The 19,998-nt window shown below is 71.0% G+C and carries 20 protein-coding genes; 18 read left to right on the forward strand and 2 right to left on the reverse strand.

What is annotated here, in order from left to right:
- The first annotated feature begins 158 nt into the window (after nucleotides 1-158).
- From ACVDFE_RS02995 to ACVDFE_RS03020, 6 genes are all read left to right on the forward strand, one after another.
- Entirely contained in the window at nucleotides 159-1,967 is a 1,809-nt protein-coding gene (locus tag ACVDFE_RS02995; RefSeq protein ID WP_360386645.1) for a dynamin family protein, read from the forward strand.
- Nucleotides 1,964-3,358: a hypothetical protein gene (locus ACVDFE_RS03000; protein WP_458429504.1), complete on the forward strand. Its 1,395-nt coding sequence runs from the start codon at nucleotides 1,964-1,966 to the stop codon at nucleotides 3,356-3,358. The genes ACVDFE_RS02995 and ACVDFE_RS03000 overlap by 4 nt, the downstream gene beginning before the upstream one ends.
- A gap of 31 nt (nucleotides 3,359-3,389) precedes the next feature.
- The gene (locus ACVDFE_RS03005; protein WP_458429505.1) at nucleotides 3,390-4,670 is read left to right on the forward strand and encodes a PhzF family phenazine biosynthesis isomerase; all 1,281 of its coding nucleotides are present in this window, start codon (nucleotides 3,390-3,392) and stop codon (nucleotides 4,668-4,670) included.
- A 247-nt stretch (nucleotides 4,671-4,917) separates the two neighbouring features.
- Nucleotides 4,918-5,868 (forward strand): LysR family transcriptional regulator, encoded by a 951-nt coding sequence (locus ACVDFE_RS03010; RefSeq protein ID WP_360385691.1) that lies wholly within the window; start codon nucleotides 4,918-4,920, stop codon nucleotides 5,866-5,868.
- A 61-nt stretch (nucleotides 5,869-5,929) separates the two neighbouring features.
- Nucleotides 5,930-6,778 carry a helix-turn-helix domain-containing protein gene (locus tag ACVDFE_RS03015; protein WP_458429506.1) on the forward strand — a complete coding sequence of 283 codons (849 nt, stop codon included), beginning with the start codon at nucleotides 5,930-5,932 and terminating at the stop codon, nucleotides 6,776-6,778.
- Entirely contained in the window at nucleotides 6,753-6,926 is a 174-nt protein-coding gene (locus tag ACVDFE_RS03020; RefSeq protein WP_458429507.1) for a DUF397 domain-containing protein, read from the forward strand. The genes ACVDFE_RS03015 and ACVDFE_RS03020 overlap by 26 nt, the downstream gene beginning before the upstream one ends.
- On the opposite strand, the gene ACVDFE_RS03025 is transcribed toward ACVDFE_RS03020, so the two are convergent.
- Complete coding sequence (locus ACVDFE_RS03025; protein ID WP_458429508.1) at nucleotides 6,923-7,681, reverse strand: SDR family oxidoreductase; 759 nt, start codon at nucleotides 7,679-7,681, stop codon at nucleotides 6,923-6,925. The two genes, ACVDFE_RS03020 and ACVDFE_RS03025, sit on opposite strands and share 4 nt — an antisense overlap.
- Before the next feature lie 75 nt (nucleotides 7,682-7,756).
- Here ACVDFE_RS03025 and ACVDFE_RS03030 point away from each other — a divergent pair, with 75 nt between their 5' ends.
- From ACVDFE_RS03030 to ACVDFE_RS03075, 10 genes are all read left to right on the forward strand, one after another.
- Nucleotides 7,757-8,101 (forward strand): winged helix-turn-helix transcriptional regulator, encoded by a 345-nt coding sequence (locus tag ACVDFE_RS03030; RefSeq protein ID WP_360385683.1) that lies wholly within the window; start codon nucleotides 7,757-7,759, stop codon nucleotides 8,099-8,101.
- A gap of 250 nt (nucleotides 8,102-8,351) precedes the next feature.
- A complete protein-coding gene (locus ACVDFE_RS03035; RefSeq protein ID WP_360385681.1) occupies nucleotides 8,352-9,314 on the forward strand; it encodes a gamma-glutamylcyclotransferase family protein in 963 nt (320 codons plus the stop codon).
- 65 nt (nucleotides 9,315-9,379) lie between these two features.
- Nucleotides 9,380-9,973 carry a DUF4232 domain-containing protein gene (locus ACVDFE_RS03040; RefSeq protein ID WP_458429509.1) on the forward strand — a complete coding sequence of 198 codons (594 nt, stop codon included), beginning with the start codon at nucleotides 9,380-9,382 and terminating at the stop codon, nucleotides 9,971-9,973.
- A 197-nt stretch (nucleotides 9,974-10,170) separates the two neighbouring features.
- Nucleotides 10,171-10,602: a hypothetical protein gene (locus ACVDFE_RS03045; protein WP_458429510.1), complete on the forward strand. Its 432-nt coding sequence runs from the start codon at nucleotides 10,171-10,173 to the stop codon at nucleotides 10,600-10,602.
- Between the two features lie 238 nt (nucleotides 10,603-10,840).
- Complete coding sequence (locus ACVDFE_RS03050) at nucleotides 10,841-11,101, forward strand: hypothetical protein (RefSeq protein ID WP_360385675.1); 261 nt, start codon at nucleotides 10,841-10,843, stop codon at nucleotides 11,099-11,101.
- Nucleotides 11,101-11,352, forward strand: a complete 252-nt coding sequence (locus ACVDFE_RS03055; RefSeq protein WP_458429511.1) for a hypothetical protein — start codon at nucleotides 11,101-11,103, stop codon at nucleotides 11,350-11,352. Before ACVDFE_RS03050 ends, ACVDFE_RS03055 begins: the two co-directional genes overlap by 1 nt.
- Entirely contained in the window at nucleotides 11,352-14,171 is a 2,820-nt protein-coding gene (locus tag ACVDFE_RS03060; protein ID WP_458429512.1) for an FtsK/SpoIIIE domain-containing protein, read from the forward strand. The genes ACVDFE_RS03055 and ACVDFE_RS03060 overlap by 1 nt, the downstream gene beginning before the upstream one ends.
- A complete protein-coding gene (locus ACVDFE_RS03065) occupies nucleotides 14,168-14,611 on the forward strand; it encodes a hypothetical protein (protein ID WP_360385669.1) in 444 nt (147 codons plus the stop codon). The genes ACVDFE_RS03060 and ACVDFE_RS03065 overlap by 4 nt, the downstream gene beginning before the upstream one ends.
- Entirely contained in the window at nucleotides 14,612-15,325 is a 714-nt protein-coding gene (locus tag ACVDFE_RS03070; protein ID WP_458429513.1) for a GNAT family N-acetyltransferase, read from the forward strand.
- Nucleotides 15,326-15,410: 85 nt separating this feature from the next.
- Nucleotides 15,411-16,418 (forward strand): NADP-dependent oxidoreductase, encoded by a 1,008-nt coding sequence (locus tag ACVDFE_RS03075; protein ID WP_458429514.1) that lies wholly within the window; start codon nucleotides 15,411-15,413, stop codon nucleotides 16,416-16,418.
- A 61-nt stretch (nucleotides 16,419-16,479) separates the two neighbouring features.
- Here ACVDFE_RS03075 and ACVDFE_RS03080 read toward each other — a convergent pair whose 3' ends face one another.
- Nucleotides 16,480-18,048 (reverse strand): FAD-binding oxidoreductase, encoded by a 1,569-nt coding sequence (locus tag ACVDFE_RS03080; RefSeq protein WP_458429515.1) that lies wholly within the window; start codon nucleotides 18,046-18,048, stop codon nucleotides 16,480-16,482.
- Here ACVDFE_RS03080 and ACVDFE_RS03085 point away from each other — a divergent pair.
- Together ACVDFE_RS03085 and ACVDFE_RS03090 are read left to right on the forward strand one after the other, a co-directional pair.
- Nucleotides 18,047-18,613, forward strand: coding sequence for a TetR/AcrR family transcriptional regulator (locus ACVDFE_RS03085; protein WP_458429516.1), 567 nt, complete (start codon nucleotides 18,047-18,049; stop codon nucleotides 18,611-18,613). The two genes, ACVDFE_RS03080 and ACVDFE_RS03085, sit on opposite strands and share 2 nt — an antisense overlap.
- Nucleotides 18,610-19,995, forward strand: coding sequence for a glycerol-3-phosphate dehydrogenase/oxidase (locus ACVDFE_RS03090; protein ID WP_458429517.1), 1,386 nt, complete (start codon nucleotides 18,610-18,612; stop codon nucleotides 19,993-19,995). The genes ACVDFE_RS03085 and ACVDFE_RS03090 overlap by 4 nt, the downstream gene beginning before the upstream one ends.
- Nucleotides 19,996-19,998: the final 3 nt, after the last annotated feature.

The raw sequence follows: 19,998 nt of genomic DNA on the forward strand, positions 1-19,998 counted from the left end.
CCCGCGGACAGGGCCGGTTCTGCTTCTCCGGTCCCGGCGGGCGGCCGGTGAGCAACGTCACCCGGCTGCGCCGACCGGCCGCATCTCACCGGTCAGCACCCGGTTGTGCACTCCAGGCTTTCACCCAGGGGGGTGAACACGGCACTATGCGTCACGTGATGGCACCGCCTTGGCTCGACGTGCTGGACGAGACGATCGGCGCCTGCGTCACGCACCGGCGGCCCGACCTGGAGGCCCGGCTGCGAGAGAAGCGGGCCCAGCAGCTGGACCCCAGGCTGCGCGTCCTGGTCGTCGGCGAGTCCAAGCAGGGCAAGAGCCAGCTCGTCAACGCGCTGATCAACGCCCCCGTCTGCGCGGTGGGCGACGACATCACGACCACCGTGCCGACCTACGTGCAGCACGCCGAGACGCCCTCGGCCGCGCTGGTCCGCAACGCCTCCGCCGGCGGTTCGATCTTCCACGCGCCGACCGAGCGCATCGCCGTGCCGATCGAGCAGGTCACCAAGCAGGTGTCGACGCCGCAGGCGCGCGAGGTCGTGCGGGCCGAGGTCGGCATCCCGCGGGCGCTGCTCGACAACGGCCTCGTCCTCATCGACACCCCCGGAGTGGGTGACACCCGATCAGCGCACACCGCGAGCACGTTCGCGACGCTGGTGCAGGCCGACGCGGTGCTGATGGTGTCCGACGCGACCGGTGAGCTGACCGGCGCCGAGATGACGCTGCTCAAGAAGGTCATGCAGGCCTGCCCGAACGTCACGGTGGTCGTCACGAAGATCGACCTGGTGCCGAGCTGGCGGGCCGTCGTGGAGCGCAACAGGGCGCTGCTGCAACGCGCCGGCGTCCCGGCGAAGCTCATCCCGGTGTCGTCGGCGCTGCGGCTGCGCGCGGCGAAGACCGGTGACCAGGGGTTGAACGCCGAGTCCGGCTTCCCCGACCTGCTGGCGTGCGTGCAGCGCGACATCGTCGCCTCCGCCGACCTGCTGGCCCGCCGCGCCGTCGCCGTGGTCGCGTCCTCCGCGCTGACCCAGCTGGTGACGCCGCTGCGCGAGGAGCTGACGGCGCACGACTCGGCGCGCACCGCGGACACGGTAGCGACGCTGCAGGAGGCGCAGCGCCGGGTCGACGAGCTGCGCCGCCGGTCGGCGCGCTGGCAGAACGTGCTCAACGACGAGATGGCCGACCTGATCTCCGACGTCGAGTACGACCTGCGCGACCGCACCCGCCGAATCCTGCGCGAGGTCGACAAGACCTACGACGAGGCCGACCCCGCGATCGGCTGGGACAAGTTCGAGCAGTGGCTGGAGGACAACCTCAACGAGGCCGCCACCACGAACTTCGCCTGGCTGATGGAACGCGCGGAGTGGGTGGCAGCGAAGGTCGCGAAGAACTTCCCCGTCTACCGCGAGGACCTGCTCCCCGGTTCGGTGCTGCCCGACGACCTGCTGGAGCCGGTCAGCCGGCTGGAGAAGCCGAAGATCGAGCCGTTCTCGGTGTCGCAGAAGCTCTTCACCGGTCTGCGCGGCTCCTACGGCGGCCTGCTGATGTTCGGTCTGGTCACCTCACTGGCCGGGATGCCGCTGATCAACGTGGTCTCGCTCGGCGCCGGTGCGCTGTTCGGCGGCAAGTCGATCCTCGACGAGAGCGACGCCCGGCTCAAGCGCCGCCAGGCCGCCGCGAAGGCCGCGGCGCAGCGCCACGTCGACGACTTCTTCGTCAAGTTCTCCAAGGACGTCCGCGACTCCGGCCGGCACATCCAGCGGGCGCTGCGCACCCACTTCAGCACCCTGGCCGAGGAGCTCCAGGAGACGTTGCTGGAGTCGGCCCGCAGCGCCAAGCGCGCCATCCAGGACGACCAGACCGAACGGGAGCGGCGGTTGCGCGAGGGCCGCAAGGAGCTCGACAAGCTCGTCAGCCTCTACAAGCGGGTCCAGGCGCTGGGCGGACCGGTCATGGAGCTGTCGGCGTGACCCTGGACCGCGTCGTCTGGTCGATGCTGCAGGAGGCCTCCGCCGTCTACCGCGACAGCCCGCGCGCCACCGGCTGGCTGCGCTCGCAGGTCGAGCGCTACACCGAACCGGTGCGGATCGCGGTGACCGGCCGGCCGGGGATCGGCAAGTCCACTGTCGTCAACGCGCTGGTCGGCGACGAGTTCGCGCCGCTGGACTCGTTCGTCTGGTACCGCGGCGGGGCGCAGGCGCGGGCGCACGTGTTCGCCGGGCCCGGCCGTCCGCACGAGGTCGCGGTGACCGGGCGCAACCACCGCCGGCACGTGGAGGTCGGCCAGTTCGACCGGCCGGACCGGGTCGTCGTGGAGTGGCCCTCGCGGTCGCTGCGGGACGTGGTCCTGATCGACACGCCGGCGTCGGCGGCCCCGGAGCAGGTGCTCGGCGACGCCGACGCGTTGCTGTACCTGATGCGGCACGTGCAGGACGACGACCTGAAGTTCCTCCAGGCCGCCAACGACCACCCGATCGCCCGCACCGCCGCCGTGCACACGGTCGCGGTGCTCGCGCGGGCCGACGAGATCGGCGCCGGGCGGATCGACGCGCTGTCGTCGGCCAAGCAGATCGCCCGCCGCTACCGCAGGGACGTCGCGGTGCAACCGTTGTGCCAGAACGTGGTCTCGGTCGCCGGGCTGCTCGCGGTGGCGGGCAGGACGTTGCGGGAGGACGAGTTCGCGGCGCTGCGGGCGTTGTCGGCGCTGGGCCGCGAGGAGCTGGAGGACCACCTGCTGTCGGCGGACCGGTTCGTCGGCGAGGTGTTCCCGGTGCCGATGGAACCCGCTGTGCGCCAGGCGTTGCTGGGCCGGTTCGGCATCTTCGGGGTCCGGCTGGTCACCGCGCTCATCCGGCAGGGCTTCGACACGCAGGTGAAGCTCACCGGCCAGCTCGTGCAGCGCAGCGGCCTGGGCGAGCTGCGCGACTCGATCGCCGTGCACTTCACCGAGCGCAGGGAGATCCTCAAGGCGCGCTCGGCGTTGCTGGCGCTGGACGTGCTGTTCCGGGTGGAACCGCGGCCGGCCGCCCGCAAGCTGATGGCCGACCTCGAACGCGTGGTGGCCTCCGCCCACGACTTCCGCGAGCTGCGGCTGGTCGCGGCACTGCAGTCCGGGCGCACGAGGCTGCCGGCCGAGGTGCAGGCCGAGGCCATGCGGCTGGTCGGCGCCGAGGGCACCAACTCGTTGGCGCGCTTGGGCTTCGACTACGACGCCGACCCGCACGAGCAGCGCGAGGCGTTGCTCGACGCGCTGGTGCGGTGGCAGGCGCGGGCCGCCGACGTGCACGCGCCGAACGACCAGCGCCGGGCCGCGCAGGTCGTCGTCCGCAGCTGCGAGGGGCTGCTGCCGCAACTGCCCTGACCGGTTCGGCGGGTGGGGCACCATGGTCGGCATGGAACTCGTGCGGTGGCGGGACGAGCACTTCGAGCACATGCTGCGGTGGGGTGCCGACCCGCGGATGACCGAGTACGTCGGCAACGGCCGGCCGTGGTCGCCGGAGTACGTGGCGCAGCGGCACGAGCAGGCGTTGCGGCACTGGGAGGAGCACGGCTTCGGCCTGCACGCGGTCGTCGAGGACGGCGAGGTCGTCGGGCTGGCGCAGATGCTCGACGCGCCGGGTGAGATCGAGATCGGCTACTGGGTGGCGCCCGAGCACTGGGGCCGCGGCGTCGCCACCGAGGTCGCCGCGCTGCTGCGGGACAAGGCGCTGGCGGTCAAGGACCGGGTGGTCGCCGCTCACCAGGCCGAGAACACCGCCTCCGGCCGGGTGCTGGAGAAGGCCGGGCTGACCTACTTCACCAGCCGGTACGTGTTCGGAAGACTTCAGCACGGCTACGCGTTGGACCGGGGTATGAGCGACACGGGGGTACTGCGGTACAGCGCGTTCACGACCGATCCGGTGGGCGGCAACCCGGCCGGTGTCGTGCTCGACGCGACCGAACTGACCGACGACGAGATGCTCGCCGTCGCAGCGAAGGTGGGCTACTCGGAGACCGCGTTCCTGTTCCCGGGCGCGGAGGACCGCGAGTTCGTCGTCCGGTACTTCAGCCCGCGGGCCGAGGTGCCGTTCTGCGGGCACGCCACCATCGCCACGTCCGTCGCGCTGGCCGAGCGGATCGGGGACGGGCCGCTGACGTTCCACACGCTCGCCGGCGACGTGACCGTCGAGACGGCGAACGGCACGGCGACGCTCACGAGCGTGCCGACCAGCACCGAGGAGGCGGACCCCGAGCTCGTCGCACGGGCGTTGAAGGCGTTGCGGTACCGCGAGGTCGGCGACGGTCCGGTGCACGTCGGCTTCGGCGGTGCGCGGCACCTGCTGGTCCCGGTGCGCAGCCGCGAGCAGCTCGCGGACCTCGACTACGACTTCGACGCGTTGCGCGACCTGATGCTCGACCACGACCTCACGACCGTGCACCTGTTCTGGCGCGAGTCGCCGGAGCTGGTCCACGCGCGCGACCCGTTCCCGGTGGGCGGTGTCGTGGAGGACGCGGCCACGGGCGCGGCCGCCGCGGCGTTCGGCGGCTACCTGCGCGACCTCGAAGGGCCGCAGCGGTTCGTCATCAGCCAGGGCGAGGACATGGGCCGCCCGTCCCGGCTGGAGGTCGACGCCACGCGCGCCGACCGCCGGGTGTCGGTGACCGGCGCTGCCGTCGTCATCCCCTCTTCCTGACACCACGAGCCGTCACAGCCGGTCCCGGTTCCAGGGACCGGCTGTGCGCTCCCCTGCAAGGGACCGCGAGGGCCCGACGCTGCTGCCGCGCCTTGCAGGGTGCCCGGCAGCAGCGTCGAACCGAAGGGGTGCGCACCCTCCCGCGCCGGACCCGGTGCTGCCGCAAGCACCGGGCCGGAAGATCGCGCAACCACTATGACCCGTTAGAAGGGTGGCGGCTCATACAGAACCGGGATACAAGGTCTTTATGCCCGAGTTGGAGCTCCGCCACCTCCGAGCGGTCCGCACGATCGCCGAGGAGGGCAGCGTCACCAGGGCGGCCACGCGGCTGGGTCTGACCCAGCCCGCGCTGTCCGCCCAGCTGCGGACCGTCGAACGGCTCGTGGGAGGTCAGCTGTTCGACCGCACCCGCAACGGCTGCGTGCCCACCGACCTGGGCCGGCGCGTGCTGGGCACGGCCAGGCTGGTGCTCGACGAGATGGCGCAGCTGATGAGCACCACCAGGGAGGCCGACCGCCGGGGTCCGCTGTTCTTCGGCAGCGTCTCGTTCCTGTACTTCGCGAAGCTCGTGGAGAACCTGCGCCAGCTCAACGCCGACGTGCGCGCGGAGGCCCGCATCTCGTCGGCGGAGGTCGTGGACATGCTGGAGGCGGGCCAGATCCACGTGGCGCTGTTCGAGTTCTTCGACGGCATGCCCTCCCGCGACCTGGCGGGCATCGAGCTGCGCAGGCTCGTGGCCGAACCGGCGTTCGTCGCGGTCTCCGAGCACGACCCGCTGGCACAGCAGGACGAGATCGACCTCGCCCAGCTCGCCGACCGCGACTGGGTCACCCCGCCGGCCCAGCAGCAGGGCAACCGGATGCAGATGTTCCAGGCCTGCGCGGACGCCGGGTTCGTGCCCCGGCTGACGCACCACACCGGTGACGCGGGCATGGCCCGGGGCTTGGTCGCCAGCGGCGCCGTCTCGTTCGCGGCGGCCCCGTCGCGCACCGGTGACGGCATCGTCATCCGGCGGTTGCGCGGCGTGCCGCTGATGGTCGACATCTTCGTGGCGACCCGCCGGGACTCACCGGTGGCGGGACGGGCGCACGAGGTGTTCGCGTGCGCCGCCGACGCCTACCGCTCGGTGCTGGACCGCAACCCGGAGTACCGCAAGTGGTGGGACTCGCACCCGGAGGCGCACCCCGAGTTCACGTAGACCGTTTTCACCCGGATGAGTCCGTACCGTGGAACAAGTCCTAGTCATAGCGTCCATGGTCATGGCGCCCACCACCCCGTCCACCGCGTACAGCCGGGACCTCGGCGACGAGCTGAAGAAGCTGCGCGAGTCCACCACGAACCTCACCGGCCGCGCCCTCGCCGTCCGACTCGGCTGGGACCCGAGCAAGGTGTCCAACATCGAGAACGGCAAGGTGCGGCCCAGCGAGGTCGACCTCATCCAGTTCCTGATGATGTGCGGCAAGGACCTGCCGTTCTTCGAGGACTTCAAGCAGCGTTACCGACGCGCGTTCGACGACTACATCGTGCTGGTGCCGGAGAACCTGCGCACGGTCGTCATCGCTGAGGCGAGCGCGACGACGATCACCGCCTACGACGTGCTGACCATCACCGGTCTCCTGCAGACCGACAGGTACGCGGATGGTCTCTACCGGCACTCCGGACTCGTCGTGGAGGAGCGAATCCCGGCCCTCGTGCAGATCCGGGGTCATCGCCAGGCGGTTCTGCGGCGGCACGACCGGCCGGACTGCCTGTTCTACATCCACGAGCTGGCCCTGCGGCAGCGGTTCGGCGACGACCAGGTCATGGAGGAGCAGTACCTCCACCTGCTCTTCAACGTGCGCCTGATCCGGATCGTGCCTGCCGACGTACCCGCCATCTCGACGGGACTGATCCTCTGGGAGTTCGAGAAGGCGTTGCCGGTCGCGTTCAACGACTCGGACCTCGCGAAGGTGTTCGTCCAGGAACCCGGAGCCATCGCGCGGATCAGGTTGACCTTCGATCGCTTGAAGCAGGTCGCCCTGGATGAGGAACAATCGCGGCAGAAGCTGATGGAGTACATCAGCCTGCCGCGAGAGGGTGTCGATGAGCGAGGACCGCGAATGGCGTAAGAGCAGCCACAGCGGCGGCAGCGAGGACAGCGCCTGCGTCGAGGTGTCCCTCGGCCACGACGCGCTCGTCCGCGACTCGAAGAACCCGGCCGGTGAGGTGCTGGTCTTCAGCACCCCGGCCTGGCGCGCGTTCCTGCGCCGTCCCTAGACCGCGATCGGGGTGGTGGGGCGGCCGATCAGCTTTTCCAGGTCCGGGCGGACCTGCGCGAACACGCCGTTGCGGATGGCGGTGAAGAAGTCGACGGCGAACGCGGGCACGCCGGCCGCGATCAGGTCCTCGTCGCTGACGTCGCGGAACCGGTCGCCGGCGAGCTCGGGGAACGACCAGGTGGTGGAGCCGGTGAGCTCGTAGGTCTGGTTCTCGTGGCCCTCGGTGCTCAGCGCGACGGCAGCGCCCAGGGCGTAGTCGTCGCGGGCGGCGCTGGCGATGCGGCCGTCGCCGGTGGAGACGGCGACGATCTCGGCGGACAGCGGGCCGAGGTAGTTCTCGTGGTACATGCCGTTGCGCAGGAACGTCCAGGTCAGGCCGGAGTCGCGGATGATCTCCTCGGTGGCCTTGTGCACGACGGCCGCGCCCACGGTGGAGGTGTCGGCGTCGGTGATGCTCGTGTAGAAGACGTGGCCCACGCCGTGCTCGACGGCCTTGGCGACGGCGTTGGCGTGCTGCTGGATGCGCACGTCCGAGTCGTGCGCGTCGGCCGAGACGATGAGCAGCCGGTCGGCGCCGCGGAAGTCGAGGGTCTCGGGGCGGTCGAAGTCGCCCTGGCGGACCTCGACGCCGGGGACGTCGAACTTCTTCGGGTCGCGCACGGACACGACGAGCTGCTCGTCGGTGCGGGCGAGGAGGTGGCGGACGACGCCGCCGCCGAGCTGACCGGTCGCGCCGGTGATGAGGATCGTCATGGCGTCGACGTTATGGTTAGCGCTAACCTGTGGAAAGTACCTACTTCTGAGTGGGGTACTTACCCGGAGGTGAGCATGCAGGTCACGATCTGTCCCGAGCGGGCGGTCATGGAGCACGTCACAAGCAAGTGGGGCGTGCTCGTGCTGCAGGCGCTGTTCGACGGGGCGTCCTGGCGCTTCAGCGACCTGCGCCGCGAGCTGGAGGTCGTGAGCGAGAAGATGCTCACCCAGACGCTGCGGACGCTGGAGCGCGACGGGTTCGTGCACCGCGAGGTCCACCCGGTGATCCCGCCGCACGTCGAGTACACCCTCACGCCGCTCGGCAAGGGCGCGGCCGTCCACCTCGTGGCGCTCGCCTCGTGGATCTCCGCGAACAGCGCCGAGGTGGCCGAAGCGCAGGAAAGCTATGACGCCTCCTGAGCTTCACCGGAACATCTCGCCACAGACATCGGGTCAGTCACCCGTTTGCGCAGTGAACGTTCTCACTTAACCGCCCTCCGTCGGCAGTAGAGATCGGATAGGTCACGATCTGGGGGCGGCAAACCGAGCGAATCCTTGGCACAATGGACCAATGGCCCAACCGTTCACCGACGAAAGCCATCCGGCGGAGCCCTATCCGGGCACTCGTCCAGACCACTGTTTCGTCCACGTCGACGAAACGGGCTGGCCAGTGCGACCGGACCTCACGATGGAGTCGGGATGGCGGGTCGAGCCGGATGACATCGATCTGGACCAATGGCTCATCAGCCGAGGTGAACCGCCCCTCGCGGCCCGGATGCCGGTGCTCGGCTACGGCTCCAACGCGAACCCCAGCAAGGTCACCTGGCTCCGCGAGGAACTGGGTCTCGAAGGCCCCGCGGTCGTCCTGCGCGCGCGTTGCGAGGGCATCTCCGCGGTGTGGGCCGATGGCACGCGTGCGCGCGATGGCCAGCGCCCGGCCACCCTGGCAGCGGCTCCCGGCGTCGTCGAGGAGCACTCGGTCTGGTTCGCCACGCCCGAGCAGCTGCGCGTGCTGGACCGCTGCGAGGGCCGCGGTCTGCGTTATCGCCTTGTACGCCTGCACACGGGCCGTGTGGTGCTCTACAACGGCGGTGTCGTCGACAGCGTTCTGGCCTACACGGCCGGTTCGAAGAAGCGCATGCCGATCCTCGTCAACGGGCGCATGGTGCCGTGCTCGAACCTCTCGCAGCGGCACGCCCTCCACCTCGGCGGCCGTCCTGCGCCGACCGACGGCCTGGACGTGACCGAGGTGCAGGGCGACCCGTCGGCGGACGACTGGCCGGAGCTGCTCTTCGCCTACGGCACGCTCCAGCCGGGCGCAAGCGCTTGGCACCTGATGGAGCCGCACGTCGTGGACTCCGAGGAGACCCACCTGCCCGGCAGGTTGCTCGACACCGGCCTGGGCTACCCGGCCCTGCGGCCCGGCGCCGGCCTGGGCGTGCCCGGCTTCGTGCTGCGGCTGCGGTCGCCCGAGGTGGCGCTGCCGCAGCTCGACGAGTACGAGGGCGCGGACTACCGGCGGGTGCGGGTCGTGCTGCCCGACGGCCGGATCGCCTGGACGTACCTGTGGACCGCCGCCGTGGAGGGGCTCGCCGAGCTGCCCGACGGGTGGGACGTCCACCAGATCCGGTGAATTTCCGGCAGGTTGTGTGAGCTAGTTGGTGAATGGGCACATCCTCACTGGTAGGAGGTGCACCCATGACCCGACGGTTGATCGCTTGCAGCCTGCTGGTGCTCGCTTCCGTGACGGCCTGCGGCGACAGAAGCGCGGAGGTGGGATCGGGCACGCTGCCGACCGCGGCTCCGTCCACGTCGAGCTCTTCGAGCTCATCGGCCACACCGTCCACGGCGGCCGGCAACGCGGGCGGCGAGGTCTCGAACCGCTGCAACGCCACCGTGCTCAAGGGCGCGGTGGAACCCACCGACGCGGGCGCGGGCAACCGGTACGGCAAGTTCGTCGTCACGAACACCGGCTCCCAGCCGTGCACGCTGAACGGCTACAGCGGCTTCCAGCTGGAGAACGGCGCCGGCGCGGTGCCGACGAAGCTGGAGCGCATGGCCGATCCCGGCCCCAAGCCATTGAACCTCGCGCCGGGTGCCAAGGCCGCCGCGAACCTGCACTGGGGTGTCGTGCCCGCCGGCTCCGAGCCGGTGCAGGGCGCGTGCCAGCCGGAGCCGTCGAAGGTCGCGGCCATCCCGCCGAACGAGACGGCGCCGCTGAGCGTGCCGTGGACGTTCGGACCGGTGTGCTCGGGCGGCCACATCACGATCAGCGCGTTCTACGCGGTCTGAGGAACCGGCGACGGGCTCGTCGTGCTCCGGCACGGTGAGCCCGCCGCCGTTCGTCCCGGCGGAAGTTCTCACCCCATCGGCCTATGAAGTGGGTCTTCCACGCTAACGATGCGCGCGCAGGGGGCCACAATCATCCGTACGGCGCAAGCGGCCCGGTACCGGGACTCCGTCCGCGCTGGGGGACAATCACGCCCGAGATGAGCGATGACGACCTCGTGCTGCTGATCACCGTGGTGGTCGAGGCGGCGGACGAGCACCAGGCGCGGGGCGCGTGCGACGCGCTCAGCAGCCGTACCGGCGCGCGGGTCCTGGACGCCAGGGACTGCTCGGACGAGGAACCGAACTGCTGGGCCGTGGTCATCACCGAGCCCAGCGCCGAGAAGACCACGCACAACGTGTCCGCGGCGCTCGCGCGAGCGGTGCGGACGTTCGTGCGCGGGCTGGGTGACGGGTTCCCGACACCGCGGGTGGCGTGCGAGCCGCCGACGGCGTGGACGGTGCTCGACGAGCCCGAGCTGATCAACGGGCTGGTGCCGGGGGCAGAGCGCGTGCTGGTCGAGGCGTGGGCCGGCGATGACCCGTTCGGGGCAGGCACTCCGCGTGACAGGTCACCTGGAAGGAAGTCGTGAGTCACCCGGCCGGCGGGGTGCGGCGACCACGGGCCGTGAGGCGTGCGAGAGCGTCACTTCACGTTCGGGGCAAGGGTTCTGTGACGCGGCTAACTGATCATTAAAGCAAGGCCCGTTCGAGTGCATTCAGGCATCCACCCGGTTAGCCGATCTTCGTTATGAACTGTGAAAATCTGGGCACAATCTCTACTGGGGTGGCCGTGCGACCACCCTGTTCCGGGAGGGTTCGGGAGTCGACATGGCCAGCATCGAAGAGGTCCGTGCCGCAATTGCCCAGGCGATCGACAAGGCGAGCCAAAGCCAGTCGGCCCTCCAACAGGCGGCCGATCTCGCCGAGGACGCGCAGCAGCTGCTGACATCGGTCACCCAGGGCTCCGTGCAGGCGGACGTCGAAACGACGAACGCGCAGTTCCAGCAGGTCGTCTCCGGTGTGAGCGAGCTGCAGAACTACCTCGGCGCCGGCATCTCCGGGGCCGAGGGCATCAACAGCAGGCTTTGATGGCATCGATCGGCGAGGTCCGCGCCGCGCTCGAGCAGGCGAGCGAGATCCTGCGCGAGTCGTACCGCAGTGTGCGCAGCGCGCAGGACGGTCTCGACGAGGCGGTCGCCATCCTCGCCGAGTCGAGCGAGAACCACCACGAGTCGCTGCTTCCAGCGGAGTTCGTGCGTGCGAAGGAAAGATTCCCCGAACAGCTGGAGCTGATGGTGGGAACCCTCGAGCGCATCCAACGACTCACCGTGGAGCTGTGATGAGCAGGCGGGACGACCGGCGGCGCCGGATCGAGGAGGCCTTCGCGGACTTCCAGCGCGCCGTCGCGGCCGCGCTGGGCTCCGTGGCACGGGAGCACCGCGCCCTCGCCACGGAGCACGCGAAGGACATCGTCGAGTTCACCGTGCGCGGCGTGGGCATCGACCGGGCGTTGCGGGACGCGGCGCTCGCCGACGTGACCGCGTTCCTCACCGTGGACGAGAAGCGGACCGGGCACCCGCGCCAGGCCCCGCTGTCCATGCCGGAGTTCGCCGAGCGGCTCGACCAGATCAGGCACGACTGGCAGCAGTCCTACCACGAGTGGTCCGCGACCGGGCCCGACCAGCTGACCGCGCTGGTGAGCTCGGTCGCCGCCGGACCGGCGTCGTGGCCGCACGAGTCGTGGCTCGGCACGCCGGGCGCGCACGACGGCAGCGAGGGCGTGCCGGAGCTGTGGCGGATCGGCACCGGCGTGGTCACCTCCGCGCCGGAGGCCCAGCCGTTCCCGGTCGCCGTGCCGCTGCTGGACCAGTCGCACCTGCACGTGGCGTCCACACCGGACAGCCGCCAGCTCGCGGACACGCTGGTGGAGAACCTGTTGCTGCGGGTCCTCTCGCACTTCCAGCCGGGTCTGGTGCACGTGCACGTGTGGGACGTCGGGCAGCTGACCGGGTCGTTGCCGGGGCTGTACCCGCTGACCCGCGCCGGTCTGCTGACGGTGCACGATCCTGCGCGCCTGCACGAGCTGCTCGACGAGCTGTCCGAGCACATCCGCCAGGTGCACACCAAGGTCCTGGTCGACGGGCACCTCACCGTCCGGTCGGTCAGCGGCGAGGGCCGGCGCACCGAGCCGTGGCGGATCGCCGTGCTGTTCGGCAACCGCAAGGCGTTGCGCGAAGAGCACCAGCAGCAGCTGCAACGCGTGGCGCGCAACGGTTTGGCGTGCGGCGTGCAGCTGTTCATCGTGGACATCCCGATCACGGTCAACTCGCCGGTGGAGACGGTGTCGTTGCGCGGCGACGGAACCGCGACCTGCACGATGACCGGCAAGCACGTGACCGTGACGCTGGACCCCGCGCTGCCGCGGACGCTGGTGCCGCGCGCATGTGCCGCCATCGCGGACAAGCGCGAGGAACGCCGTTCGCGGATGGGCAAGTTCGGCGACCTGCTGCCGGAACGCCCGTGGACGGAGAACTCGGCGGCCGGAGTCATTGCGCCCGTGGGATTCGACGACGGCCAGCAGGTCTGCGTGCAGCTCGGCGACACCTCGCCGCACGCGTTGATCGGCGGGCCCTCCGGGTCCGGCAAGACGAACTTCCTCTACGCGATGCTCGGTTCGCTGTGCGCGCGCTACTCGCCCGACGAGCTCGAGCTGTACCTGCTGGACTTCAAGGAGGGCGTGTCGTTCGCGCAGTTCGCGCCGGGCCGCAAGGACCCGTCGTGGCTGCCGCACGCGCGCCTGGTCGGCGTGAACGTCAACACCGACCGCGAGTTCGGCGTGGCGCTGCTGAAGTTCCTGTCCGACGAGATGCGCAGGCGCGCGGACGCGGCCAAGCAGCACGAGGTGACGAAGCTCGAACACCTGCGGGTCGAGGACCCCGGTGGCCGGTGGCCGCGGATCGTCGCGGTGATCGACGAGTTCCAGTACCTGTTCGGCGAACGCGACCAGGTCACGGCGGCGGCCACGCAGCTGCTGGAGGACGTGGCGCGGCGCGGCCGGTCGCAGGGCATCCACCTGGTGCTGTCGTCGCAGGACGTCTCGGGCATCGAGGGGTTCTGGGGCAAGTCGGCGATCTTCGAGCAGTTCACGGTCCGCATCGCGCTGCCGAAGGCCCGCCGGGTGCTGGCCGAGCCGCAGAACGACGCCGCCGTGGAGCTGCCGCGCTGGCACGCGGTGATCAACCACGAGTCAGGTGTGAAGCCGGGCAACGAGATCGCGCGCATCCCGGACTCGACGTCCAAGGGCACCATGGACTTCCTGCAGTCCGAGCTGTGGCGGCGCGAACCCGGCCAGGCACCCGGCCTGTTCGACGGCAGCAAGGTCCCGCTGCTGGACGCGACACCGGACTTCCTCGACCTGCGACCGGGCGACGCATCGCCCACGGTGCTCCTCGGACAGGTCATCGACGTCGCGGGCAGCGCGGCGAAGGTGCGCTTCGCCCGCACGCCGGGACGCAACATCGCGGTGATCGGCTCCGTGGTCCAGGACGCGGCCGCGGTGCTCGGTGGAGCGGCCGCGTCGCTGGGCCGCCAGCACCACCCGCACGAGGCGGTGTTCACGCTGGCCTGCCTGGTCGAGGAGGCGATGCCCTCCGCGCTCCACCTGATGAAGCGCCTGAGCCACGACGGGCACGACGCGGACGTGGTCCAGATCGACCGCATCCGCGAGGTGCTGGACCAGACGGCGGCCCGGCTGCAGTCGATCGGCACGGGCCAGGCCGAGGCGCCGTTGAAACCGCACTACCTGGTGCTGTACGGCGTCGACGCGGCGCTCACGCTGCTGGAGCAGAAGGACCCGGCGACGCGGTCGTCCGGTGTGGACAGCCTGCGGGCGGTGCTGAAGCACGGCCCGGAGCACCGCACGCACGTGCTGGGCTGGTGGCGCGGTGTGCAGCGGCTGAAGTCGAGTCTTCCGCCCGGTGTGTACGACGACATCGGCGCCTGGGTGGCGTTCGACGTCCAGGGCAAGGAGCTGCTGTCGCTCGGACCGGAACAGGTGATGGCGTGGTCGCCACGACCGCGGCGCGGCCTGTTCTTCGACCGGTTCGAGCACTCGCGACCGCAGGTGATCATCCCGTTCGACACAGGTGAGGTGTCATGAACCCGATGACTACGGCGATGTTCGAGTCGGTTCCGGCTCAACGCCAGAGCGAGGAGGTGGTCGAGGCGCCGGCGCTGTCCGCGGTGGAGCGCTACAAGGAGATCATCGCCATCGCCACGGAAGCGGCGGCACGCCAGCGCAAGCTCGACGAGGTGCGCTGCGCCGAGCTGGCCGAGCGGATCGCGGCCACGCAGCGGCAGATCGCCGAGGTCCGCGACCGCGAGCGGGTGGTGCGGATGGGTGCCGCGCTGCACTGGGAGCAGGCCGTCGAGCAGCTGTGGAACGAGCGCTGGTTGCAGATGACCACGCCGCCGCTGCCGGACGAGTCGGTGCAGCCCCGGCCGCAGAGCGAGTACAACGAGCGGATGGACCTCGCCTACCAGGCGCTGGAGAACGCGCTGGCCAAGCGCACCCTGTTGCGCCGCAAGCAGAAGGACTGAGTGCGCCGTTTGCGCACCACCGCCGACGTGCTCGACGCCTGCGCGGACCCGCTGGTCCGGTGGGCCGCTCAGGCGTTGTCGGCGGGCGGTGCGGCCTGGGAGCACCGCGGCGCGGTCGCCGTGCACGCACCGTGCCTGACGCGCCGGCGCAGGCTGGTGCTGTCCGGTCCCAGCGAGGGCGTGGCGTCGCTGCTGGCGGCGCACGGGCGCGGTGTCTCGTTGCGGCCCATGCTGGAGCGGTCGGTGGCGGCGGAGGTGCGGGCGCTGATGCCGGAGCCGTGGGTGGAGGACGGGCCGTTCGGGTGGATGGACCGCTCCGGTTCGCTGGCTGCTCCTCCCGGCGTGGGCTGGCTGTCCTCGGACGACGAGGTGGAACCGTTGCTGCGCAAGGCGTTGCCGTCGTCGTGGGCGTGGCCGGGCGAACCGGGCGTGCGCCGCTGGGCCGGTGTGGTCGAGGACGACGCGCTGGTGGCGACGGCCGCGGAGGCGTGGTCGTCGGTGGACGTCGGTTTCATGATGGGTGTGGCGGTGCACCCTTCCCACGCGCGGTGCGGTCTGGGGCTGCGGGTGTGCCAGTTCGTGGCGTCGGCGCTGCTCGACCTGTACGGCACCTGCGCGCTGCTGGTGGAGAACTCCAACCAGCCGGCCATCGCCTTGTACCGCAAGCTGGGGTTCGCGTACCGCGACGTGACGACCCTGCTGCCTGCGACCTAGCTCACAAAGTGGAATCTTTATCCGTTTACGGGGCGTTGTGCGGGGTACCGACGTTCACACGACTCTGGATGGAGATGGTTCGACCATGACCAGCACCGCACTCGAGGTCCGGCTCGCGTCCCGCCCGACCGGCTGGCCGACCGAGGACACCTTCGAGATCGCCGAGGTGGAGATCCCGACGCCGGGCGAGGGGCAGGTCCTGGTGCGCAACGTGTTCATGAGCGTCGACCCGTACATGCGCGGCCGGATGAACGACGTGAAGTCGTACGTGCCCCCGTTCCAGGTCGGTGCCCCCCTCGACGGCGGTGCGGTGGGCGAGGTCGTGGCCTCGAACGCCGAGGGCTTCGCGGTCGGTGACCACGTCCTGCACGGCCTAGGCTGGCGCGAGTACGCCGTCGTCGCCGGCACGCACGCCGTGAAGGTCGACCCGTCCGTCGCTCCCCTGTCGGCCTACCTGGGCGTGCTCGGCATGCCAGGGCTGACCGCCTACGCGGGCCTGCTGGTCACCGCGGAGTTCAAGGAGGGCGACGCGGTCTTCGTCTCCGGCGCCGCGGGTGCCGTGGGCCAGCTCGTGGGCCAGATCGCCCGCCTGAAGGGCGCCTCCCGCGTCATCGGCTCGGCCGGCTCCCCCGAGAAGGTCAAGTACCTCGTCGAGGAGCTCGGCTTCGACGCCGCGTTCAACTACAAGGACGGCCCGGTCGCACCACAGCTCGCGGCCGCCGCGCCCGACGGCATCGACGTGTACTTCGACAACGTCGGCGGCGAGCACCTGGAAGCCGCGATCGGCGCGCTGAACCTCAACGGGCGCATCACGATGTGCGGTGCGATCTCGCAGTACAACGAGGCCGGGACGCCCACCGGCCCGCGCAACCTGATCCAGGTCCTGGCGAAGCGGCTGACGTTGCGCGGCATGCTCGTGGGTGACCACAAGGCGTTGCAGCCGCAGTTCGTGGCCGAGGTCGGGGCGTGGATCGCGTCCGGGGAGCTGAAGTACAGCGAGACCGTCGTCGAGGGCGGCGTCCGGCAGGCCCCGGCGGCGTTCCTGGGCATGCTGCGCGGCGACAACACCGGAAAGATGCTCGTGAAGTTCTGATTTCGAGTGCACGCGGGGCGCTTTCGTACTCTTCTGGAGCACGAAAGCGCCCCGCGTGCGTTCACAGCGGCAGCAGTTTGCCGGGGTTGAGGATGCCGGTCGGGTCGAGGCGGGTCTTCACGGCGCGCAGCACGTCGACGCCGATGGCGCCGATCTCGTGCTCCAGCCACGGCCGGTGGTCCCGCCCGACCGCGTGGTGGTGCGTGATGGTCCCGAGCCGGGAGATCGCCTCGGACGCCGCCACCTTCGCCCGCGCCCACTGCCCCACCGGGTCGGCGAGGTCGCGCGGCACCAGCACCGTGAAGTACAGCGAGGCACCCGTCTCGTACGCGTGGGAGATGTGGCACATGACCACCGCGTCCCCCAGCTCGCCCAGCAGGGCCTCCCGGACCGCGTCCCGCAGCTGCGAGACCCGCGACCAGTGCGTGGCGGTCTCCAGCGTCTCCACGGCCACACCCGCGTCGAGCAGTGCGTCGCGTTGGCGCGGCCCGTTGTACCGGCCGTGCAGCCAGGACGCCCCCATGGCGCGACCGAGGCGCACGACGCGGTGGCCGCTCAACGAGCTCATGGTCGCCGACCGCGAACGGCACTCCCAGCCCAAGATGACCAGGCACGGGTTGCGGACTCCCCGTAGGCGCAGATAGCGCGTCACCACGGAGGCCTTGCTACCGGCCAACGCCAGCGCGACCTCCGTTTCGTGCTCATCGGACAGACGGGTGATGTCGGCCAGAGCGCCGTTCTGGGCCAGCGTGCGCACGAGCTCGACGCCCGCCTCCCAGCCGTCGACCACGAAGCCCTCGTAACGCGGGCCGTTCGGCTTGGGGCGCACCCGCACCGACACCTCGGTGATCACGCCGAACTGGCCCTCCGAGCCGATGACCAGCTGTTTCAGGTCCGGGCCCGCGGCGGAGGCCGGTGCGGTGCCGACGACCCACTCACCGGCGGGGGTGGCGATGCGGACCGACTCGACCATGTCCTCGAAGCGGCCGTAACCCGAGGAGGCCTGGCCGGCGGAGCGGGTGGCCGCGAAACCGCCGATCGTGGCCCGTTCGAACGACTGCGGGAAGTGGCCGAGGGTGAAGCCGTGCTCGCCGAGCAGGCGTTCGGCCTCCGGGCCGGTGACGCCCGCCTGGAGCACGGCCACGCGGGAGACCGGGTCGACCGACACCAGGGAGCCGAGTCCGGCCAGGTCGAGGGCGACGACCGCGTCCTTGGGGCCGCGCAGGGCCTCGACACCGCCGACGACCGAGGTGCCGCCGCCGAACGGGACCACGGCCACGTCGTGCTCCACGCAGACGCGCAGGACCTCGGCGACCTCCTCGGGAGAGGCGGGGACGACCACGGCGTCGGGCACGGGCAGGTCGCCGTGGCCGCGGTGGCGCAGCAGGTCGAGGTACGAGAGGCCGCCGGCGTGTCCGAGGCGGTCGGCGGGCAGGACGCTGATCGTGCACACGGCTTCCAGGGCCGTGAACGCGTCCTCGGAGAGCGCGGACGGCGGTGCCTGCACCGGTGCGGGCGCGAGGGGGTCGCCGAGGCCCACGCGGGCGCTCAGCCAGGCCAGCGCGTGCGGCGGCAGCGGTGCGGTCTCGGTGGTCCAGCGGGCCCTAGTCACTGCTACAGTGTTACACATGACGTCTCAACGTCACACCGACGAGGACCTGCTGGACGCGACCCGCGAGTGCGTGCTGGAGGTGGGGGTGCGCCGCACGACCCTCACCGACGTCGCGAAACGGGCCGGCGTGAGCCGCATGACGCTGTACCGGCGGTACCCCGACGTGGACCACCTGGTGCGGGCGTTGATGACGCGCGAGTTCGCGGCACTGCTGGAGCGGACGCAGGGGCGCGGCAACGCCCGTGAGCAGCTGGTCAGCCGGGCCGTGGACGCGATCCGGCTGCTGGGCGCGAACCCGCTGATGCAGCGGGTGCTCCAGCTCGACGCCGAGCTGATGCTGCCGTACCTGGTCGAACGGCTGGGCAGCACGCAGCGGCTGGTCGAGGAGTTCCTGGTGGCGCAGATCGAGGCCGGGCACCTCGACGGGTCGATCCGGTTCGGCGACGCCAAGACGCAGGCACGCGTGGTGCTGCTGACGACGCAGGGCATGGTGCTGTCGACGCGGCCGGCGACGTCGGGCCTCGACCCCGCCTCGCTGCTGGACGAGCTCGCCCGGCAGCTGGACGGGGCGCTGAGGCCGTGAACACGTCGCTGAACGCCGCCCGCCGCCGGGAGGACCTGGAGGCGGCGCAACGGGAGGTCGTCGACGTGCTCGTGGTCGGCGGCGGGGTCACGGGCGCGGGGGTCGCGCTCGACGCGGCCTCGCGCGGGCTGCGGACCGTGCTGCTGGAGGCGCACGACCTGGCGTTCGGGACGTCGCGGTGGTCGAGCAAGCTCGTGCACGGCGGGCTGCGGTACCTGGCGAACGGGGACGTGAAGCTCGCGCACGAGAGCGCGGTCGAGCGCGGCATCCTCATGACGCGCACGGCACCGCACCTCACCCGCACGTTGCCGATGCTGTTCCCGTTGCACGACAAGGCGAACAACCTCGTCCTGGCCGGACTGAAGGCGGGCAACGCGCTGCGCATCGCCGCCGGCACGTCCGCGCGGGTCCTGCCGCGGCCGCGCCGGGTGGACCGGCACGAGGCGCTGGCGCTGGTCCCGGGGCTGAGCCCGCGCAACCTCCTCGGCGGCCTGCTCAGCTACGACGGCCAGCTGACCGACGACGCCCAGCTGGTCGTCGCGCTGGCCAGGACCGCGGCGGGGCACGGCGCGCGGATCATCACCCGCGCGAAGGTCACCGCGCTGGAGGGTGACGGTGCCGAGGCGGTGGACACGCTCACCGGCACCGCGTTCACGGTCAGGGCCAGGGCGGTGGTCAACGCCACCGGTGTCTGGGCCGGGACGCTCGCACCGGTGCGGCTCACGCCGTCGAGGGGCTCGCACCTGGTGGTCGACGCGAAGGGCGTCGGTCTCGCGGGGACGGCGGTCACGATCCCGGTCCCCGGTGAGCGCAACCGGTACGCGTTGCTGCTCCCCCAGCCGAACGGCCGCGCCTACCTGGGTCTCACCGACGAGCCGGTCGACGACGTCCCGGACGTGCCGGTCGTTCCCGAGTCCGATGTGGACTTCCTGCTGCGGACCGCTTCCCATGTGCTGCAACGGGAGCTGACGAGGCAGGACGTGATCGGCAGCTACGCGGGGCTGCGGCCGCTGCTGGAGGCCGAGGGCCGCTCGGCCGACCTGTCGCGCAACCACACCGTCCTCACGGCACCGAACGGCGTGCTCACGATCGTCGGCGGCAAGCTCACCACCTACCGCAGGATGGCGGCGGACGCGGTGAACGCGACGGGCCTGACCCGGATGCCGTGCCGCACCAAGGACATCCGCCTGGTCGACGACCGGCCGCACCCGACCACGCCGATCGCTCCCGGCGTGACGGAGGCGGACGTGCTGCACGCCGTCCGACACGAGGGCGCGCTCACCGCCGACGACGTGCTCGACCGGCGCACCCGCATCGGCCTGGTGCCCGCGGACCGCGCCAGGGCGGAGCCGGAGATCGCGAAACTCCTCGCCACCGTGTGAAAA

Source organism: Lentzea chajnantorensis (assembly GCF_054300775.1).

Excerpts from the sequence above, each read along its gene's own strand:
- ACVDFE_RS03065 (WP_360385669.1), top strand. The coding sequence starts at position 14,168 with ATGAACCCGATGACTACGGCGATGTTCGAGTCGGTTCCGGCTCAACGC.
- ACVDFE_RS03060 (WP_458429512.1), top strand. The coding sequence starts at position 11,352 with ATGAGCAGGCGGGACGACCGGCGGCGCCGGATCGAGGAGGCCTTCGCG.
- ACVDFE_RS03040 (WP_458429509.1), top strand. The coding sequence starts at position 9,380 with ATGACCCGACGGTTGATCGCTTGCAGCCTGCTGGTGCTCGCTTCCGTG.
- ACVDFE_RS03045 (WP_458429510.1), top strand. The coding sequence starts at position 10,171 with ATGAGCGATGACGACCTCGTGCTGCTGATCACCGTGGTGGTCGAGGCG.
- ACVDFE_RS03010 (WP_360385691.1), top strand. The coding sequence starts at position 4,918 with ATGCCCGAGTTGGAGCTCCGCCACCTCCGAGCGGTCCGCACGATCGCC.
- ACVDFE_RS03015 (WP_458429506.1), top strand. The coding sequence starts at position 5,930 with ATGGCGCCCACCACCCCGTCCACCGCGTACAGCCGGGACCTCGGCGAC.
- ACVDFE_RS03085 (WP_458429516.1), top strand. The coding sequence starts at position 18,047 with ATGACGTCTCAACGTCACACCGACGAGGACCTGCTGGACGCGACCCGC.
- ACVDFE_RS03080 (WP_458429515.1), bottom strand. The coding sequence starts at position 18,048 with ATGTGTAACACTGTAGCAGTGACTAGGGCCCGCTGGACCACCGAGACC.
- ACVDFE_RS03050 (WP_360385675.1), top strand. The coding sequence starts at position 10,841 with ATGGCCAGCATCGAAGAGGTCCGTGCCGCAATTGCCCAGGCGATCGAC.
- ACVDFE_RS03075 (WP_458429514.1), top strand. The coding sequence starts at position 15,411 with ATGACCAGCACCGCACTCGAGGTCCGGCTCGCGTCCCGCCCGACCGGC.
- ACVDFE_RS03025 (WP_458429508.1), bottom strand. The coding sequence starts at position 7,681 with ATGACGATCCTCATCACCGGCGCGACCGGTCAGCTCGGCGGCGGCGTC.
- ACVDFE_RS03030 (WP_360385683.1), top strand. The coding sequence starts at position 7,757 with ATGCAGGTCACGATCTGTCCCGAGCGGGCGGTCATGGAGCACGTCACA.
- ACVDFE_RS02995 (WP_360386645.1), top strand. The coding sequence starts at position 159 with ATGGCACCGCCTTGGCTCGACGTGCTGGACGAGACGATCGGCGCCTGC.
- ACVDFE_RS03055 (WP_458429511.1), top strand. The coding sequence starts at position 11,101 with ATGGCATCGATCGGCGAGGTCCGCGCCGCGCTCGAGCAGGCGAGCGAG.
- ACVDFE_RS03005 (WP_458429505.1), top strand. The coding sequence starts at position 3,390 with ATGGAACTCGTGCGGTGGCGGGACGAGCACTTCGAGCACATGCTGCGG.
- ACVDFE_RS03020 (WP_458429507.1), top strand. The coding sequence starts at position 6,753 with ATGAGCGAGGACCGCGAATGGCGTAAGAGCAGCCACAGCGGCGGCAGC.